At 67.8% G+C, this 18,348-nt stretch carries 17 protein-coding genes; 12 read left to right on the forward strand and 5 right to left on the reverse strand.

What is annotated here, in order from left to right; translation table 11 throughout:
* The first annotated feature begins 88 nt into the window (after nt 1–88).
* The 4 genes from ACX9MO_RS19690 (at nt 89) to eda (ending at nt 3,960) form a co-directional block, all read left to right on the forward strand.
* The gene (locus ACX9MO_RS19690; RefSeq protein ID WP_462213083.1) at nt 89–1,030 is read left to right on the forward strand and encodes a nucleoside hydrolase; all 942 of its coding nucleotides are present in this window, start codon (nt 89–91) and stop codon (nt 1,028–1,030) included.
* Nucleotides 1,027–1,473 (forward strand): GNAT family N-acetyltransferase, encoded by a 447-nt coding sequence (locus tag ACX9MO_RS19695; RefSeq protein ID WP_462213084.1) that lies wholly within the window; start codon nt 1,027–1,029, stop codon nt 1,471–1,473. Before ACX9MO_RS19690 ends, ACX9MO_RS19695 begins: the two co-directional genes overlap by 4 nt.
* A 326-nt stretch (nt 1,474–1,799) precedes the next feature.
* A complete protein-coding gene (locus ACX9MO_RS19700; RefSeq protein WP_462213085.1) occupies nt 1,800–3,230 on the forward strand; it encodes a protein adenylyltransferase SelO in 1,431 nt (476 codons plus the stop codon).
* Between the two features lie 88 nt (nt 3,231–3,318).
* Nucleotides 3,319–3,960, forward strand: a complete 642-nt coding sequence (eda, locus tag ACX9MO_RS19705; RefSeq protein ID WP_462213086.1) for a bifunctional 4-hydroxy-2-oxoglutarate aldolase/2-dehydro-3-deoxy-phosphogluconate aldolase — start codon at nt 3,319–3,321, stop codon at nt 3,958–3,960.
* Between the two features lie 366 nt (nt 3,961–4,326).
* Here eda and ACX9MO_RS19710 read toward each other — a convergent pair whose 3' ends face one another.
* Nucleotides 4,327–4,593: a hypothetical protein gene (locus tag ACX9MO_RS19710; protein ID WP_462213087.1), complete on the reverse strand. Its 267-nt coding sequence runs from the start codon at nt 4,591–4,593 to the stop codon at nt 4,327–4,329.
* Nucleotides 4,593–7,493 carry a bifunctional [glutamine synthetase] adenylyltransferase/[glutamine synthetase]-adenylyl-L-tyrosine phosphorylase gene (locus ACX9MO_RS19715; RefSeq protein WP_462213088.1) on the reverse strand — a complete coding sequence of 967 codons (2,901 nt, stop codon included), beginning with the start codon at nt 7,491–7,493 and terminating at the stop codon, nt 4,593–4,595. Before ACX9MO_RS19715 ends, ACX9MO_RS19710 begins: the two co-directional genes overlap by 1 nt.
* 140 nt (nt 7,494–7,633) lie before the next feature.
* Here ACX9MO_RS19715 and ACX9MO_RS19720 point away from each other — a divergent pair, with 140 nt between their 5' ends.
* The 6 genes from ACX9MO_RS19720 (at nt 7,634) to ACX9MO_RS19745 (ending at nt 10,959) form a co-directional block, all read left to right on the forward strand.
* The gene (locus ACX9MO_RS19720) at nt 7,634–8,101 is read left to right on the forward strand and encodes a YbaK/EbsC family protein (protein ID WP_462213089.1); all 468 of its coding nucleotides are present in this window, start codon (nt 7,634–7,636) and stop codon (nt 8,099–8,101) included.
* A 106-nt stretch (nt 8,102–8,207) separates the two neighbouring features.
* Nucleotides 8,208–8,657, forward strand: coding sequence for a DUF2852 domain-containing protein (locus ACX9MO_RS19725; protein ID WP_222490258.1), 450 nt, complete (start codon nt 8,208–8,210; stop codon nt 8,655–8,657).
* Between the two features lie 147 nt (nt 8,658–8,804).
* On the forward strand, nt 8,805–9,278 hold the full coding sequence (locus ACX9MO_RS19730) for an RDD family protein (RefSeq protein WP_462213090.1): 474 nt from the start codon (nt 8,805–8,807) through the stop codon (nt 9,276–9,278).
* Nucleotides 9,279–9,509: 231 nt separating this feature from the next.
* Complete coding sequence (locus ACX9MO_RS19735) at nt 9,510–9,779, forward strand: hypothetical protein (protein WP_462213091.1); 270 nt, start codon at nt 9,510–9,512, stop codon at nt 9,777–9,779.
* A 13-nt stretch (nt 9,780–9,792) separates the two neighbouring features.
* Entirely contained in the window at nt 9,793–10,611 is an 819-nt protein-coding gene (locus ACX9MO_RS19740) for an arginyltransferase (RefSeq protein ID WP_462213092.1), read from the forward strand.
* A 3-nt stretch (nt 10,612–10,614) separates the two neighbouring features.
* Nucleotides 10,615–10,959, forward strand: coding sequence for a cupin domain-containing protein (locus tag ACX9MO_RS19745; protein ID WP_462213093.1), 345 nt, complete (start codon nt 10,615–10,617; stop codon nt 10,957–10,959).
* 412 nt (nt 10,960–11,371) lie between these two features.
* Here ACX9MO_RS19745 and ACX9MO_RS19750 read toward each other — a convergent pair whose 3' ends face one another.
* The 3 genes from ACX9MO_RS19750 to ACX9MO_RS19760 all read right to left on the reverse strand — a co-directional run bounded on the left by ACX9MO_RS19750 (nt 11,372) and on the right by ACX9MO_RS19760 (nt 15,868).
* Nucleotides 11,372–13,726: a TRAP transporter large permease gene (locus tag ACX9MO_RS19750; protein WP_462213094.1), complete on the reverse strand. Its 2,355-nt coding sequence runs from the start codon at nt 13,724–13,726 to the stop codon at nt 11,372–11,374.
* 13 nt (nt 13,727–13,739) lie between these two features.
* A complete protein-coding gene (locus ACX9MO_RS19755) occupies nt 13,740–14,666 on the reverse strand; it encodes a TRAP transporter small permease subunit (RefSeq protein ID WP_462214482.1) in 927 nt (308 codons plus the stop codon).
* Between the two features lie 116 nt (nt 14,667–14,782).
* Nucleotides 14,783–15,868 (reverse strand): TRAP transporter substrate-binding protein, encoded by a 1,086-nt coding sequence (locus ACX9MO_RS19760; protein WP_222490263.1) that lies wholly within the window; start codon nt 15,866–15,868, stop codon nt 14,783–14,785.
* Nucleotides 15,869–16,090: 222 nt separating this feature from the next.
* Here ACX9MO_RS19760 and ACX9MO_RS19765 point away from each other — a divergent pair, with 222 nt between their 5' ends.
* Both ACX9MO_RS19765 and ACX9MO_RS19770 read left to right on the forward strand, forming a co-directional pair.
* Complete coding sequence (locus ACX9MO_RS19765; RefSeq protein ID WP_462213095.1) at nt 16,091–17,521, forward strand: cache domain-containing protein; 1,431 nt, start codon at nt 16,091–16,093, stop codon at nt 17,519–17,521.
* Complete coding sequence (locus tag ACX9MO_RS19770; RefSeq protein ID WP_222490265.1) at nt 17,518–18,162, forward strand: response regulator transcription factor; 645 nt, start codon at nt 17,518–17,520, stop codon at nt 18,160–18,162. Before ACX9MO_RS19765 ends, ACX9MO_RS19770 begins: the two co-directional genes overlap by 4 nt.
* Nucleotides 18,163–18,348: the final 186 nt, after the last annotated feature.

An 18,348-nucleotide genomic window follows, 5' to 3' on the forward strand; every position in this document is an offset into this window, starting at 1 on the left:
CTCCGCAATGGAAATCCGCCTGCCCTTGCACCAGCGATGGACATGAGGCACGGCCCACGCCAAGGTCGGCACCAAAGACGAGGGGACCATGACTGCCAGAAAGATCATCATCGACACCGATCCCGGACAGGACGATGCCATTGCCATCCTGCTGGCCCTTGCCAGCCCGGCGGAAATCGAGGTCCTCGGCCTCACCTGCGTGGCGGGCAACGTGCCGCTGGCGCTGACCGCGAAGAACGCGCGCATCGTCTGCGAGTTGGCGGGCCGGCCCGAGGTGAAGGTCTTTGCCGGGGCCGACCATCCCCTCGTGCGCAACCTGCGCACCGCCGAACATGTCCATGGCGCCACCGGGCTCAACGGGCCGAAACTGCCCGACCCCGCGATGCCGCTGCAGGACCAGCACGCGGTGGATTTCATCATCGAGACCCTGCGCCGCGAACCGGCGGGGACGGTCACGCTCTGCCCGCTGGGGCCGCTGACGAACATCGCCATGGCCTTCCGCAAGGCGCCCGACATCATCGACCGCGTGCAGGAGATCGTCCTCATGGGCGGGGCCTATTTCGAGGTCGGCAACATCACCCCCGCGGCGGAGTTCAACATCTATGTCGATCCCCATGCAGCGGACGTGGTCTTCCGGGCCGGCGTGCCGCTCGTGGTCATGTCGCTGGACGTGACCCACAAGGCGATGGTCACGCCCGCGCGCAACGAGGCCTTCCGCGCACTCGGCAACCGGGTCGGCGTGGCCGTGGCCGAGATGACGGATTTCTTCCAGCATTTCGACCTCGAGAAATACGGCTCCGCCGGGGCGCCGCTGCACGATCCCTGCGTCACGGCCTACCTGATCCGGCCCGATCTCTTCACTGGGCGCCACATCAACGTCGAGATCGAGATCACCTCGGAACTCACCATGGGCATGACCGTGGCCGACTGGTGGGGTGTCTCGGGGCGCGCGCCCAATGCGCTCTTCATGGGCACCATCGATGACGAGGGCTATTTCGCCCTGCTGCGCGAAAGGCTGGCCCTGCTGTGACCTCGGTTCACCTCTGTTCCCCGGACGATCTGACCCGCCTGATGCCCATGGTGTCGGCCTTCCACGAGGAGATGGGCATCACCCAGACCGACGAGGCCCGCGAGGCGGCGCTGATGCCGCTGCTGGAGGGCTCGCCGCACGGCGTGGCCTATCTAATCGGGCCCGCGCGGGCGCCCATCGGCTATATCGTGATCACCTTCGGCTGGTCGCTGGAACTGGGCGGCATGGAGGGCTTCGTGGACGAGTTCTACATCCGCGCCGGTGTGCGCGGACGCGGCATCGGGGCGGAGGTGCTCCACTCCCTGCCCACCGCGCTCTCCAAGGCCGGGCTCAAGGCGCTGCACCTGGAGGTGCGCAAGAGCGATGCGCGGGTGGTGGCCTTCTACAAGCGGCAGAAGTTCGCGCTGCGCGATGACTACGTGCTGATGACGCGCCGGTTCTGAGGCGGCTGGCCCGATCCGGGCACCTGACACGCTACCCGAAGGGACGGCGCATCAAGGGCCCCGCATCGGGCAACGCCCGCTCGGGGAGGCGCAGATGCGCCTTCCGGTGGGCATGCAGGCCCCTCACAGCCGCGTGGGACATCTGAATGGCGGGACGGCAGGGCTTGGCCCCGCCACTGCCCCGTCAGGCACCCCATTCGCCCGACAGTCTCCGCCTCCCTCACAACCGCCCGCCCGGAGCCTCCCCACGCGACGCACCCCCACCGCCGCGCCCCTTCCACGCCACTCAGATTGGCAAACCGCCTCCCCGGACATATCTTATCCCCATGACCCTGCAGATCCCCTTTGACAACAGCTACGCCGCCCTGCCGCCCGCCTTCTACAGCCGGCAGGTGCCCGTCCCCGTGGCCGCCCCGCGGCTCCTCGCCTTCAATCGGCCGCTGGCCGATCTGCTGGGCCTGGGCGACCTGCCCGACGACGAGACGCTGGCCCGGCTCTTCTCCGGCAACGAGGTCCCCTCCGGCGCAACGCCCCTGGCGCAGGTCTATGCCGGCCACCAGTTCGGCGGCTTTTCGCCCCGGCTCGGCGATGGCCGCGCGCTGCTGCTCGGTGAAACCCTCGGCACCGACGGGCTGCGCCGGGATATCGCGCTCAAGGGCTCCGGCCCGACGCCCTATTCCCGCCGGGGCGATGGCCGCGCCTGGCTCGGCCCCGTCCTGCGCGAATACGTGGTTTCCGAGGCGATGCATGCTCTCGGCATCCCCACCACCCGGGCCTTGGCCGCCGTCGCCACCGGCGAGACGATCTACCGCGAAACCGCCCTGCCCGGCGCGATCCTGACCCGCGTGGCCCAAAGCCACATCCGCGTCGGCACCTTCGAATATTTCGCCGCCCGCGGGGACCGCGACGGGCTGCAACAGCTCTATGAGCACACCCGCGCGCGGCACTACCCCGAAGCCGGAACCCCGCTGGAACTGCTCCACGCCGTCATCGCCCGGCAGGCCAGCCTGATCGCGCAGTGGATGGCCGTGGGCTTCATCCATGGCGTCATGAACACCGACAACTGCCAGGTCGCAGGCGAGACGATCGACTACGGCCCCTGCGCCTTCATGGACACTTGGCACCCGGACACGGTCTATTCCTCGATCGACCAGCAGGGCCGCTACGCCTATTCCAACCAGCCCCACGCGGCGACCTGGAACCTGGCCAAGCTCGCCTCGGCCCTCGTCTCGCTGGAGGCCGATCCGCAGGCCGCCGTCCCGCCCTACCAGCAGGCCATCGAGGCGATGCCCGGCCAGATCACCGCGCAGTGGCTCACCCGCTTTCGCGCCAAGATCGGCCTGACCGACCGTCCGGGGGCCGAAACCGGGGACGCAGAGCTCATCGCCGACCTGCTCGACCTGATGCAGGCCCAGAAGCTCGACTTCACCAACACCTTCCGCGCCCTCTCCGGGTCCGCGCCCCGCGATGCCTTCCTCGACCGCACCGCCTTCGACGACTGGCACGCCCGCTGGCAGGCGCGCCTCGACGGAGAGACCGCCGCCCAGTCCCGCATGGAGGCTGCCAACCCCTGGGTCATACCCCGCAATCACCGCATGGAAGAGATGATCGCCGCCGCCGTCGCAGGCGACATGGCCCCCTTCCACCGGCTGATGGAGGTCCTCTCCACCCCCTACAGGGCGCAACCGGCCCAAACCTCCCTGACCCTGCCCCCGACCGAGGAACAGATCGTCCCCGCAACCTATTGCGGCACCTGACCGGCGACGCTTGGGGCTTCGCACCCGCCCGATGACATGCTAGGGAAGACCCATGTTAGGGCTAACACGTGACCGCGAGGAGAGTGACATGACCCCCGAAGCCGCCAGCCAGCAGACCGAGGCGCTCTGCCGCCTCGCCCCGGTGATCCCGGTTCTGACCGTGAAGGACGCCGCCAAGGCCGCGAAGCTGGCCGAGGCGCTCGTCAAGGGCGGCCTGCCCGTGCTGGAGGTGACCCTGCGCACCCCCGCAGCCCTCGATGCGATCCGCGAGATGGCGCAGGTCGAAGGCGGGCGCGTGGGCGCAGGCTCGCTCCTGACCCCCGACCACGTCGCGCAGGTGCTGGAGGCCGGGGCCACCTTCGGCGTCTCCCCCGGCTCCACGCCGAAGCTCCTCGATGCGGCGGAAACAGCGGGCCTGCCCATGCTGCCCGGCGCCGCCACCGCCTCCGAGGCCATGGCCCTGCTGGAGCGCGGCTATCGGGTGCAGAAATTCTTCCCGGCAGAACAATCCGGCGGTGCCGCCGCGATCAAGTCGATCGGCGCTCCCGTCCCGCAGATCCTCTTCTGCCCGACCGGCGGCGTGACACCCGCAAACGCCCCGACTTACCTCTCGCTTGCCAATATCGCCTGCGTCGGCGGCAGCTGGGTCGCCCCCGAAGCCCTGATCGAGGCCGGAGACTGGGCCGCCATCGAAGAGCTCGCCCGCACCGCCTCCCAGCTCGCCGGCTGACATCCACTGTCCCCAATATCCACTGTTCCGAAATATCCTCGGGGGTGAATTGCGGGCCCCGCCCGCAAGAGGGGGCAGACAGCCCCCTCCCACGCCCTACCGGCACGGACCAGGGGTCCACGGCGTGCCCTCGCGCGCGCCGCGTGCCCAAAATTCTTCCAAGAATTTTGCCAAGAATTTTCCAAAATTCTTGACCCCACGGCGCCGTCACGCGCGCCCCCTCCCCGCGTGATGCGCTCCCGGCCGCACCCGTTTTCTGCACAGAAAACGGACCGGAAAATGCGCATTTTCCGGACAGCCCCGACCTGTCCGCGACAGGCTCCAACCGGTCCCTGCGCCCTCCAGACCGCGCCCAGACCGTTCCGCCTAGGTCCGGCGTCCGCGCCAGCCGCCGCGCCGACGGCCCGTGACCGGGGCGCCCTGCGCCTCGCGCAGGATCCCCGTCATCGGATGGTCCGGTGCCACGGGCCCATGCCGCGCCACCAGATCGGTGAGGGCAGCCTGCACATCCGCGCCCTCGGGCAGCGACAGCGCCCAGTCCATGAAGACCGTTCGGCATTCCTCCGTGTTGATCCCTTCGATCCGGTAGGCCTCGCGGATCAGGGCCTTGGGGTCCTGTGCATCGCCTTTCATCACGCCTCCGTCCCGTCCGTTTCAGCAGGGCCCGCCTGAGTCCGCCAAGTCTCACTCCCGCCCGTCTCAGTCCCGCCCGTCTGCGCGCCATCAAACTCGGTTTCGAGCGCCGCCGGGTCCAGCGCCAGCGCCGCCCCGATCCGCGCCGCTGCGGCGGCACAGGCCGCCTCCAGCTGCGTCTCCAATCCGGCGATGTCCTCCGCCCCGGTCTCGCGCAACAGGAACGCCCGCCCGCCCTCGCCGATCGCCTCCGGGTCGAGCGGCTTGTCACTCAGCAGCTTGGCCACCTGCCCGACCCGCCAGCAGAGCCGGTAGGCCGCGCGCAGGTCGGCGCCCGCCTCGGCCGGCAGCCAGCCGATCCGCTCCGCCGCGGCCAGGCCCGCCTCGAAGCTGCCTGAGATCTCGCGCCCCATCAGCGCGGCCGCCTGCACCGTCAGTTCGATGTCCTGGTTGTGCCCGGGCCCGACCTTCACGTCCCAGGGCCCCGCCGGCGCCTTGGCCCGGGCAATCCGCTCCCGCATCTCGGACAGCGCGGGCAGCACCTCCTCCGCCGGGCGGCCCTGCCCCAGCACCTCGGCCCGGAGCGCGGTCACCTCCTCGGCCAGCCCGGCGTCTCCGCACATGACGCGCGCGCGGGTCAGCGCCATGTGTTCCCAGACCCAGGCCTCGCCGCGCTGATACTCGGTGAAGGCCGCAAGCGAGGTCGCCACCGGGCCCTGGTTGCCCGAGGGCCGCAGCCGCATGTCGACCTCGTAGAGCCGCCCCTCCGCCATCTGCGCCGAGAGCCCGGTGACAAGCGCCTGCGTCAGCCGGGCATAGTAGGTCCGCGCCGCCAGCGGTCGCGTGCCCTCGGAGGTTTCCACCCCGGCCGCGTCGTAGATCACGATCAGGTCGAGGTCCGAGCGGGCGTTGAGCCGCCCCGCCCCCAGCGAGCCCATGCCCACCACGACGGCCCCGCGTCCCGGCGGCGGCCCGTGGCGGCGCGAGAAATCGGCGACCACCACGGGCCAGAGCCCCCGCAGCACCGCCTCGGCGATGTCTGCGTAGTGCATCCCGGCTTCCTCGGCCTCGATCAACCCGCGCAGGTGATGCACGCCGACACGGAAGTGCCATTCCTTCAGCCAGCGACGGGCGGCGTCGAGCCGGGTCTCGTAGTCGTCCTCGTTTTGCAAAACCGCCGTCAGCTCTTTGCAAAGGGCCTCCAGTCCCGGCCAGGGCGCAAAGAACCGTCCCCCGATCACCGCGTCGAAGACAGAGGCATTGCGCGACAGGTAGCGCGCCAGATCGGGCGCGGTGCCGACGATATCGCCCAGCAGGTCGATCAGCTGCGGGTTGGCCTCGAAGAGCGAGAAGACCTGCACCCCCGCGGGCAGCCCGGCCAGGAACCCGTCAAGCGCCAGCAGCGCCTCGTGCGGATGGGCGGCGCGGGCCAGGCGGGTCAGGATCTCGGGCTTGAGACGCTCGAAAATCTCCTGCGCGCGGGAGGAGCGCAGCGCCGGATAGCCGCGCCACCGGGCGATCACCTCGGCGTCGTAGTCCGGCATCTCGCAGGCCTCGGCCGGGGCGGCCCGGCCGCCGCCGTTCTCCTCGCGGGCAAAGAAATGCTCGACGATCTCGTGCACCTCGGTCAGCCGGGCACGGATGTCCTGCGCCAGCTCCGCCTCCTCGCGGCCCATCAGCGCGGCGATCCGGGTCAGCCCCTCGCCGCCCGAGGGCAGCGCATGGGTCTGGGCGTCGTTCACCATCTGGAGCCTGTGCTCCACCTCGCGGTGCGCGCGGTAATGGCCGGTCAGCACCTCGGCCACCTCGCCGGGCACCCAGCCCTTTTCGGCCAGGGCCGCGAGGGCGGGCACGGTGCCCCGGATGCGCAGCTCCGGATCCCGGCCCCCGGCAATGATCTGGTGGAACTGGGTGAAGAACTCGACCTCGCGGATGCCGCCGCGCCCCAGCTTCATGTTGTGGCCGTCCAGCGTGATCGGCCCGTGCAGCCCCTTGTGATCGCGGATCGCGCGGCGCATGTCGTGGGCGTCGCGGATCGCGGCGAAATCCAGATGCCGCCGCCAGACGAAGGGCCGCAGGTCGTCGAGGAACCGCTGCCCCGCCGCAAGGTCGCCCGCACAGGGCCGCGCCTTGATATAGGCCGCCCGCTCCCACGTCCGCCCGAGGCTTTCATAGTAGCGCTCCGCCGCCTCCATCCCGACGCAGACCGGCGTGACGGAGGGATCGGGCCGCAGCCGCAGATCGGTGCGGAAGACATAGCCCTCGGCGGTGATCTCGCTCAGCGTGGCGGCCATGCGCCGGGTCGCGCGGATATAGGCAGGCCGGGCCTCGAGGAAGGCATCGGCGTCGAACCGCGCCTCGTCGTAGAGCACGATCAGGTCGATGTCGGAGGAATAGTTCAGTTCCCGCGCGCCGCCCTTGCCCATGGCCAGCACGACCATGCCTGCGCCGTCCTCAAGCGCCGCCTCGTCCATGCCGGGCAGCTTGCCACGCTTCACTTCCCGGGCGAGCGCCGCCTTCAGCGCCACGTCGGTGGCCAGATCGGCAAAGCCGCTCAGCCGGCCCGTCACCTCCTCCAGCGCCCAGACCCCGCCGAGATCCGCAAGCGCGGTCAGCAGCGCCACCCGGCGTTTGCCCTGCCGCAGGGCGCTCTCGACGTTGTCCTGCCCCGGCAGGTCGGCGTGGAGCCCGTCCAGCGCCGCCTCGGGATCGTCGAAGGCGGCCCGCAGCCAATCGGCTTCGCGGTGCATAAGGCCGAGGAGATAGGGGCTGCACCCTCCCGTCCCCTCGATCAGCTCGAGCAGTTCCGGGGCGAGATCGGGCAGCAGCGCCCGCGCCTCCGCGCCCCTCTCGGGGTCGAAGGGCCGGGGGCAGCGGGTCATACGGGCAGCGAATGTCATGGCCGGAAGATGCGCCGGGCGGCAGGGCTGGTCAACAGCGGCCCGACGCGGAATAACGGGCGCGACAGAGGGGCGCAGCGCCCCCACGGGACAGGGGTGCCCCCGCGCCCCGGTCCTGCCCGACACTGAAGGAGACGCAGATGAGCAAGAGCAAGGCCCGCGTGGCCCGCGCATTGGAAGAGGCCGGCATCGCGACCGAGATCGCGGACGTGGGCAAGGCGCGCACCGCGCAGGAGGCCGCCGACTCGGTCGGCTGCGAGATCGACCAGATCGCCAAGTCGATCATCTTCCGCGGCGAGGCCTCGGGCGAGGCGATCCTCTTCCTCACCGCGGGCGGCAACCGGGTGGACGGCGCCAAGGCCTCGGAGCTGGCGGGCGAAGAGTTGGGCATGGCAGACGCGGCGCTGATCCGGGCGCAGACCGGCTTTGCCATCGGCGGCGTGGCCCCCGTCGGCCACCTGAACCCGATCCGCGCCTTCCTCGACCCGCGCCTGCTGGAGTTCGAGACGATCTGGGCCGCCGCGGGCACGCCGACCCATGTCTTCCCGATGAAATCCGCCGACATGGCCCAGCTGACCGGCGCTCAAGTCTCTGATTTCACGTCGTGATCCGGCATATGTAAAAAACATTTACTTCGACCCTTGCAATGCGGGGACACCATCCCGATCTAGGAGATGTGAAAGACATTCACATCAACCAACGGAGAGAACCGAGATGACCCCCGCAACTGCCCCTGCCTATGCAACCCAGCCCATGGGCTGGCTCGGCAAGGCCGAAGCATGGCTCGACAGCAAGGGTAAGGGAGCCTGGATCGCCGCAATGGTGCTTGGCTTCATCCTCTTCTGGCCTGTCGGCCTCGCCCTTCTCGCCTACATGATCTGGAGCAAGAAAATGTTCAGCAAGTCCTGCCGCCGTTCGTCCTCCTCCGACATGCGTCGCAGCGCCTATACGGCGATGCGCTCCAGCGGGAACAACGCCTTCGACGCCTACAAGGCCGACATGCTGCGCCGGCTCGAAGACGAGCAGAAGAGCTTCGAGGACTTCCTCGAGCGGCTGCGCGACGCCAAGGACAAGGCCGAGTTCGACCAGTTCATGGACGAGCGCGCCAAGAAGGCCGCAGCCGAGCGTGACGCCGCCCCGATCCGCGACGAGGAAACCGCCTGAGGCGCTGCCCTCCACGCATTGGCCCCCCGATCTCAGCGGGGGCCACGGCCACCGCGCCCGCCGCTCGGGCGCACCAAGACCTGAAACGGCACCACCGGCCGGCCCCCTTTCGGGGCCGGCGCGGCCCCTGACCTCCCTTCCTGCCCAATGATGACGAAAGGCACGTTGACCCCGATGTACCCCAGCTGGACCCTGCCCGATCCCGACACACAGCCGGATTTCTATTCCGACACGCCGGTCAAGCGGCTGATCGCATGGCTGGTGGATACGGTGCTGATCGCCCTGATCTGCGTGCTGATCCTGCCCTTCACCGCCTTCACGGGGCTGTTCTTCTTCCCCTTCCTGATGCTGGTGGTCGGCTTCTTCTACCGCTGGTTCACCATCGCCTCGCGCTCCTCGACCTGGGGGATGCGGCTGATGGCGGTGGAATTCCGGCGCGGCGACGGCCAGCTCTTCGATGCGGGCACCGCCTTCCTGCACACGCTGGGGCTGACCATCTCCTTCGCGCTGCCGGTGTTGCAGCTGATCTCGGTGGCGATGATGCTCTTCTCGCCGCGCCGGCAGGGCCTGACGGACCACATGCTGGGCACCGTCGCCGTGAACCGCCGCGCCGTCAGCTGACACAGCCGCGCCATGAGACACGTGGAGCCGCTCCCCCGGGGGCGGCTTCTTCGTTGCAAATCAGCCGCTTCCGAACATCCCCGCGCGGGACAAGGCCGCCGCGCATCGCCGACGCGCCCCCACGCGGCGGCGATTTGGTGAGGATGGGCGGTCCCTTGAGGGGAACCGGCGAGCTTGGCAGAGATAAAGTGGCAGCCAGAGAGGTCTGGATCGCCTCCGCGCGCGTCGTCGATGCGCGGCTTCGTGGTGGTGGTGGGCGTACCGTATCAAACCGACAAGCCGGCGGGTTTCCGCAGCGTTCCTTCGGTCACAGCCGCACAAGCCGATCACATCCGCCGTGAGGCCCTTTACTCCCTCAGCACCGCGCATAGGTCGAGGAAGAGGCAGGCCGCCGCCGCGCCGCTTTCCCGAGCGCCTTTCCGCAAGGTCCGTCCGCTGGCACAAATCCGCCGGTTAACCATCTTGGCGGATCGGAATGGCGCTGTTATCGTTTTGTCGTAAACCGGTAGATGAGATGCGCCACACTCTTCCTCTCGCCCCTCAGTTCTACGTGACCGCGCCCCAGCCGTGCCCCTACCTCGAGGGCCGGATGGAACGGAAGCTGTTCACCGCCCTGCAGGGCGAGAATGCCACGCGCCTGAACGACTGCCTGTCGAAACAGGGCTTCCGCCGCTCGCAGAACGTGCTCTACCGGCCCTCCTGCGCCGATTGCACCGCCTGTCTGTCCGCGCGGGTCAACGTGGCCGAGTTCACCGCCTCCAAGAGCCAGCGGCGCGCGGTGAAGCGCAACGCCCGGCTTGAGCGGCGCGCCAGTTCCCCTTGGGCCACCGAGGATCAATACGCGCTCTTCCGGGAATACCTCGACGCGCGCCATGCGGACGGCGGCATGGCCGACATGGATATCTTCGAATTCGCCGCGATGATCGAGGAGACGCCGATCCGCACCCGCGTGGTGGAATACCACGATGGCGAGACCGGGGCCCTGACCGCCGTGAGCCTGACCGACGTGCTCGATGACGGGCTCTCGATGGTCTATTCCTTCTATGATCCGACGCGGCCCGGCGACAGCCTCGGCACCTACCTGATCCTCGACCACATCGAGATCGCCCGCGAGGCGGGGCTGCCCTATGTCTACCTCGGCTACTGGGTGCCGGGCTCGCCCAAGATGGGCTACAAGGCCAAGTTCAAGGGGCTGGAGCTCTATGTGCAGGGCCGCTGGGAGAAGATGCAGGATCCGTCGCGCTATTCCTCCGAAACCCATCCGCTGAAGGTCGATCCGATCGCGGAGCAGGTGGCGAACATCTCGCTGCCGGACATGCGGACCAGACCCTGACGCATGGCGCCGCGGGTGAATCGGGAAACCGCTGAACACTACGTCTGGGGCGGGCTCTGCGACGGCTGGCGCCTGATGGACCAGCCCGGGCTTCAGGTGATCGAGGAACGCATTCCCCCCGGCGGGTCGGAACACCGGCACCGGCATGGCGTGGCGCGGCAGATGTTCTACGTGCTCGACGGGAAGCTGTCCCTCGAGATGGAGGGCACGCTGCACGAGTTGGTCACGGGCGACGCGCTGGAGGTCCCGCCGGGCGCCGCGCACCGGGCCTTCAACGAGAGCACCGAGGCGGTGCGGTTCCTCGTGATCTCCTCCCCCTGGACCCGCGAGGATCGGGAGCCGGCCTGAGCATGGGCGGCGGGGTCTCGTGCGCGGCTTGAACCTTCGCCCCACGACCCATGGCATGTGAGCGCTCAGTCAAATGCCTCTTGGGTGAGACCAAGGCAAGGCAGAGGGGCTTCGGCACCCTGCGATGAACCCGCCCTGCCTCGGCGCCCGCCCGATGTCTCGGGACCGGAAGCCATCGCCCATCACGTCACCGAACTGCCCTCTCTGCCTGTCCCCGCGCCCGTCCCTTGGGGTGGGCGCGGCCCAAACGAAGCTTGGGCAAGGGTGAGGCGTTGAAGCATGTGCTGCGTATCGAAATGGCCGGCGGCGACCTCTCGCGGTTGGATGGACAGTCGCGCCGCAAAACTGCCCCCTCCTCCAAACGAAAAGGGCCGCGGCATCTCTGCCGCGGCCCCTGTCTCGTCAGGTCCGATCAGTTCCCGATCAGGTCCGGCACGATCGTCACGATCCCCGGCACGAACCACAGCAGCGCCAGCCCCAGCACCTGGATCAGCACGAAGGGCACGATCCCGCGGTAGATATGGCCGGTCGTCACGCTCGCCGGGGCGACACCGCGCAGGTAGAACAGCGCGAAGCCGAAGGGCGGCGTCAGGAACGAGGTCTGCAGGTTCACCGCGATCATGATCGTCACCCACTTCGGATCGAAGGTGCCGCCGTAGATCACCGGCCCCACGATCGGGATCACGATGTAGATGATCTCGAGGAAGTCGAGCACGAAGCCCAGCACGAAGAGCACCAGCATCACGATCAGGAAGACCGTGAACTCGTTGTCGAAGCTCTTCAGGAACTGCTGGATGTAGTGTTCGCCGCCGAAGGAGATCACCACGAGGTTCAGCAGCTGCGAGCCGATCAGGATGGTGAAGACCATCGAGGTCACCTTGGCCGTCTCGCGCACCACCGGCTTCAGCACCGCCGTGCTCCAGAGCACCCAGCAGGAGTAGAAGAGACCGAAGGCCGCGTAGAGGAAGGCCGCATAGGCCACCACGAAGGCGATCCAGCTCTCGGCGCTGACGCTCTCCTGCGTGATCCGCAGGTCGAAGTTCACGCCCACGAGGATCATCACGATCACCGCGAAGGTGGCGTTGATGATGACCTTGCCGCTTTGGCCCAGCTCGCGCTTCTTGCGATAGGCCGCCAGCATCAGCGCACCGGCCGCGCCGAGCGCCGCTGCCGGCGTCGGGTTGGTGATGCCGCCGAGGATCGACCCCAGCACCGCGACGATCAGGATCAGCGGCGGGAAGACCACGCGGATCAGCTCGTTCTCGGCCAGACGCGCCGCGGCGTGCTTGCAGCCCCAGAGCGCCACCGCGACCGGGATCGCGAGGATGGCCACCGTGGCCCCCGAGGACATGTCGGGCGAGATGAAGAGCACGTCGAGCAGCGCCGCAACCAGCACCCCGCCGAGGCCGATGGCCAGCGGCTTGGGATCGGCCAGCGGATCGGCACCACGGGCGGTGGTCAGGATCAGCGCCAGCGTCACCAGCAGCACGGCCACACCGGTGCCGATCGGGGCGGCGGCGGCCATCTTGGCACTGCGCGCGGCCTCGATCTCTTCCGGGGTCAGGCGATGCGCCTCCTGCACCCCGCCCGAGGCGGCGATGGCTTCGGCTTCCTGCACGGCGACGTTCCAGGCATCCTGACCGTGCAGCGCGATCATCGCTTCGCGGCAGCTGTCAGAGACGTTGGTGCGCAGCGAGGCGACCTGCCCGGCCTCCGAGAAGGTGTCCACCGCGAGGCTCTGGGAGCCGACGATGCCCACCTGCCCCAGCAGCACCACCAGCACGACCAGCGCCGCCGGCACGAAGAGGAACCATGTCAGGCCTTCGCCACGGGTGATGGTCTTGCCGCCCGAGGCCTCGATCTGCACCGCAGGCGCCTTGGATGGGTTGAAGAGCGCATAGCCGAAGGCATAGGCGGCATAGAGCACCGCCAGCAGGATGCCCGGCAGCATGGCCGACTGGAACAGCGTGCCGACCGAGACCACCGCGGGCTTGCCGAGGTAGGTCAGCGCGTCGCTGCAGCCGACGGTCTGGGCGCGGGCTTCCTGTGCCTGGCTGTAGAGGTCACCCGCCAGCGTGCCCAGAAGGACGATCACGATGGAGGGCGGAATGATCTGCCCCAGCGTCCCCGAGGCCGCGATGACCCCGGTGGAAAGCTCGGGCGAGTAGTTGTTGCGCAACATGGTGGGCAGCGAGAGCAGGCCCATGGTCACCACGGTGGCCCCCACGATGCCGGTGGAGGCGGCGAGGAAGGCCCCCACGACGACGACCGACACGGCCAGACCGCCGGGCAGCGGGCCGAAGACGCGCGCCATGGTGGTCAGCAGGTCGTTCGCGATCTTGGAGCGTTCCAGCGTGATGCCCATCATGACGAACATCAGCACCGCCAGCAGCGTCTCGATCGACTGACCGGCGAGCACGCGCTCGTTGATCCGGTTCACGATGAAGCTGACGTTGCGGTCCAGCGCCACGTCCCAGCCGCGGTCAAAGACCGGCTGCGCGATCCTTGGCAGGTCGGGATATCGGAAGATCGAAATCGCATCCGGGTGGATGCCGCTGTCCGTCAGCGTGCGATACATGTCCGAGGACGTGTCGATCGCCTGGTGGATCAGCAGGCCCGAACTGTCGAGCACCGCGATGATCCCGAAGGAAATGGCCCCCGCACCACCGATGGCAAAGGCCACCGGGAAGCCGGAGAGGATCCCGCCGAAAAGGCACAGGAAGACGATAATCAGGCCGATCTCGACCCCATCAAGTCCGAAAAGCATGTCTCAGGTCCCCTCAGTGCGTGCCTTCGTAGGCTTCTTCGCCCTCGCCCAGCGTGTCGCGGTCGAGGTACTTGTTCTCGCTTCCCTGCCCTTCGACGAATTCGCAGAAGGAGCGGTAGAAGAAGGCGATGGCGTGGATAAAGACCATGGCTGCAAAGGCGCAGAGCAGGATCTTGAACAGGAAGTAGGCCGAGAAGCCGTTCGGGCTGAAGCCGATGGTCTCGACGTTCCAGCGCAGGGCGCGGGACTTGGCCAGCAGGCGATCCAGCTGATCGGAGGCCGAGGGTTTCGGCACGATCAGGTGGCGCCACAGGAAGAACCAGCCATACATCCAGGTGATCACGGCCACGGGCATCATGAAGATCAGCGAGCCGATCATGTCCACCACCCGCTTGCCGCGGAAGGACAGGCCCGAATAGACGAGGTCGACCCGCACGTGGGAGCCCTGCACGAAGGCGTAGGACACGCAGAGCGCCACGACCATCGCGTTGTAGAGCTTCAGCTCTTCCGACCACCAGCTCATGTCGAAGCCGATCGGCACGCCAAGGCCGAAGACCAGATCGGGCCGCGCGAAGATGCGCTGCACGAAGACGATCAGCACCTGCTGGATCACCATGATCAGGCCGGCCCATGCCATGAAGCGCCCCACCGTGTTGGCAAAGCCTTCCAGCACCCGGACCATGCCCCACATGAAGGGACGGTGCATGATGCCCGCGATCGTCAGGATCAGGATGGCGGTGAAGACGACAAAGAAGAACTCCACCGATCCGCCGTAGTAGACGAACCGCATGATCGCCTGATTGTCCGACCAGTTCAGCCACAACTGCGGATGTGTGACCGCGTAGCCGAAATTGTAGAACGCCATGCCGATGTTCTGGATGAGCCACCAGATGCCGCCCGCGATGGCGCCGATGACGCCCGTGCCGCCCGTTTCTTCCATCGTCCCCGCCTTCCCTGACGTGTCAGTCATGTTGACGCAGCGTCGGGTCCGAGTGCGTCAATTGAAGAAGGCCCCGTCACGCCGGGGCCTTCGCTGATCTCAAGCCTTTCGGCGGATCAAATTCCCAGAACGCGGTTCCGCTGCTTGGCGTAGGCGCCTTCCGAGGTCGAAATCCACGCAGCCGAGGCCTTCAGCCACTGCATGTAGCTGTCGTAGCATTCGGCGTAGAGCGGATCGTCCATGGGCTCCTGCACCACTTCGGCCGAGGCCGAACCGAAGGCATCCCAGACGCTGTCGGGGAATTCCAGAACCTTCACGCCGCCGGACTGCAGGCGCTGCAGGGCCGAACCGTTGTTCGCCATGAAGAGCGACATGGTCCAGTTGTTGCCGGCACGCGCTGCCTGCTCGACGATCTGCTTCTGGGCTTCGGGCAGGTCCTCGAAGAGGTCGCGGTTGAGCGCCAGCGAGAGGCCGGGGCCGGACTCGTGGAAGCCTGCGGTGTAGTAGGTCTTGGTGATCTCCTGAAAGCCGGCCTTCTCGTCCGCCCAGGGGCCGATCCACTCGGTCCCGTCAATCGCACCCGAAGACAGCGCCTGGTAGACTTCGCCGCCGGGCAGGTTCTGCACCGATGCGCCGAGTTTGCCCAGCACCTGGCCGCCCTGGCCCGGCATCCGGAACTTCAGGCCCTGGAAGTCTTCCGGACCCTTGATTTCCTTGTTGAACCAGCCACCCGACTGCGGGCCGGTGTTGCCGGCCATGAAGGTCTTGAGGCCGAAGATCTCGGAGACCTGGTCCTGCAGTTCCTGACCGCCGCCATGGTAATACCAGTTGTTCAGTTCCTGGTAGGTCATGCCGAAGGGAATGTTCGAGAAGAACGACAGCGCCGGATGCTGGCCGAGGAAGTAGTAATCCACGGCGTGGTACATGTCGGCCTGGCCCGAGGACACGGCGTCGAACACCTCGAAGGCGCCCACGAGTTCGCCCGCGGCCTTCAGTTCGACGGTCAGCTGGCCGTCGGTCATGGCGGTGATGGCGTCGGCGCAGTATTGCGCGCTGTCATGCACCCCGGCGAGGCCACGGCCCCAGGTGGTGACCATGGTCAGGGTGCGCTTGCCCTGTGCGTAGGCCGGTGCGGCCAGAGTCGAGGCTGCAGCTGCGCCGCCGCCCAAAGCGGACGTTCTCAGAAAGGAACGACGATCCATAATTTCTCCTCCCGGTAGGTATTGCCCCCGCTGTGGCGGGTGCGGATCGGTTCGATAGTGGGAGGACACTAGCGAGACATTTGGCACCGGAAAATACCTAGTACTACGTAGCGGCGAAACTTTCGGGTAGTTTCCCTTGCGAAAGGGATCGCTTTCTTGCCGGCGAAGAGCCGCCTATACACTGGCTTCGCGGCTTGGGCTAAGCTTACCGTCGAATCACTCATGACGCGCTTCTTCACCCTCCGACGGCTCAGCTATGGCCAGAAGCTCTTCCTTCTGGCGACGCTTCCGCTGATCCTTGCCGTCTCGGCCATTGCGCTGATGGTGGCCCAGCAGTCGCGCGCGCTTGCCGAACGCGAGATCGCCACGCTGGAACAGCGCCTGCTGGACGCCAAGAAGCAGGAACTGCGCAACTACGTCACCCAGGCGCGCAACGGCTTCTACGCCACCTACAATTCCGCGCCCTACAATTCCGAGGAGGCGCAGACCAAGGTGCTGCAGATCCTCGCCGCCATGATCTACGGCGACGAGGGGTTCTTCTTCGTCTACACCTTCGACGGCACCAACCTCGTCTCGCCGCGCCAGACCGACATGATCAACCAGACCTGGTGGGACCTGACCGACAGCGAGAGCACCCCGGTGGTGCAGGAGTTCATCGAGACCGCGCGTCAGGGTGGTGGCTGGGTCGAGCATCTCTGGCCCAAGCCCTCCACCGGCGAGGAGGAGCGGATGCTGACCTACGTGACCTCCCTGCCCCAGTGGCAATGGGCGATCGGCACCGGGGTCTTCATCGACGACGTGCTCGACACCGTCGCCGCCTCCCAGACCGAGATGCGCCAGCGGGTGCGGCGCACCTTCCTCTACATCGGGGCGATCACGCTGATCGCGCTGATGGGGGTCTTTGCCTCGGGCATGGTGATCAACATCCGCGAGCGGCGTCTGGCGGATGCCAAGCTCAAGCGCCTCACCCAGCGGGTCTTCGACGCGCAGGAGGAGGAGCGTGGCCGCGTGGCGCGCGAATTGCACGACGGGATCAGCCAGCTTCTGGTGGGCGTGCGCTATGCCCTCGACGCGGCCAAGCGCCGGATGGCGGCCGGCGATCCCCGCGCGGGTGAAACGCTGGACAAGGGCATGCAGAGCCTCGGCGATGCCATCCAGGAGGTCCGCCGGATCAGCCGCGACCTGCGCCCCGGCGCGCTCGACGACCTCGGCCTCGGGCCCGCGATCAAGACGCTGGTCGAGGATTTCGGCAGCAGAACCGGGATCGAGACGGCCTTTTCCACCGTGGTCTTCCGCAACCGTCTGGACAAGGACAGCAAGATCGCGCTCTACCGCATCGCGCAGGAGGCACTCACCAATATCGAGCGCCACTCCGGCGCGACACGGATCGAGGTGGATGTGCGCGGCACCCGGACCGGCGCCCGGCTGCACATCGCGGACAACGGCCACGGCCTCTCGGCGGAGGTGCGCGAGGGCCGGTCCACCGGCCTCGGCCTGCGCAACATGCAGGAGCGGGTCGAGCAGCTTGACGGCACGCTGGACATCCGCTCCGGGCCGAAGGGCACGGAGATCACGGCCTTCGTGCCACTCTCGCACCTGCTGGAGCCGAACCGCGACGAAGCGCGGCAGGACAAGGGGAAGGACAGCACATGACCCAGAGCAAGACCCGCGTCGTCATCGTCGACGATCACCCGCTGGTGGCCGAGGGCATCGTCTCGATCCTCGAAAGCTACGACGACATCGAGGTGGTGGCCGCGCTCTCAAGCGGGCGGCAGATCGTCGACCAGGTGGAGGACCTGGCCCCCGACGTGGTGCTGCTCGATCTCAACATGCCCGAGGTCTCGGGGCTGAACGCCTGCGAGATCGTCCTCGAGAAGCGCCCCGAGACGAAGGTCCTCGTGCTCTCCATGCACGACAGCCCGGAGTATATCACCTCCGCGCTCGAACATGGCGCGGCGGGCTACGTGCTGAAGGACGTGCCCACCGAGGAGATCAAGCAGGCCATCGACGCGGTGATGCGCGGCGAGCGCTACCTCTGCACCGGCGCCAAGGTCGGGCTGGCGCCGAAGGAGGGCACGCGCGAGCAGCTCACCAACCGCGAGCAGTCGATCCTGCTGCTGCTGGCACAGGGCCAGTCCAACAAGGAGGTGGCCCTCGCGCTCGACATTTCGGTCCGCACGGTCGAGACGCACCGCAAGAACATCAAGCGCAAGCTCGGCATCTCCTCCACCGCCGGGCTGACCCGCTACGCGCTGGAACACGGGGTCCTGCAGGGCACCGGCCGCGTCTTCTGAGGCGCCCCGCCCCGGCCACTCCGCCCCGGCCTACCTGGCCGCCCGACCGGGTCCACCCGCACGGTTCCGCCTGCGAAACGCCCGCAACCGGTCCCGCTTGCCCCCCCGGGCGCCCGCTGTGCGCCGCGACGGCATGCTCTGCGCGCCACAGGCGGAATTTTCTCGCTCATTCACGTATTTGCCATT

It is taken from the genome of Pseudooceanicola profundus (assembly GCF_054919315.1).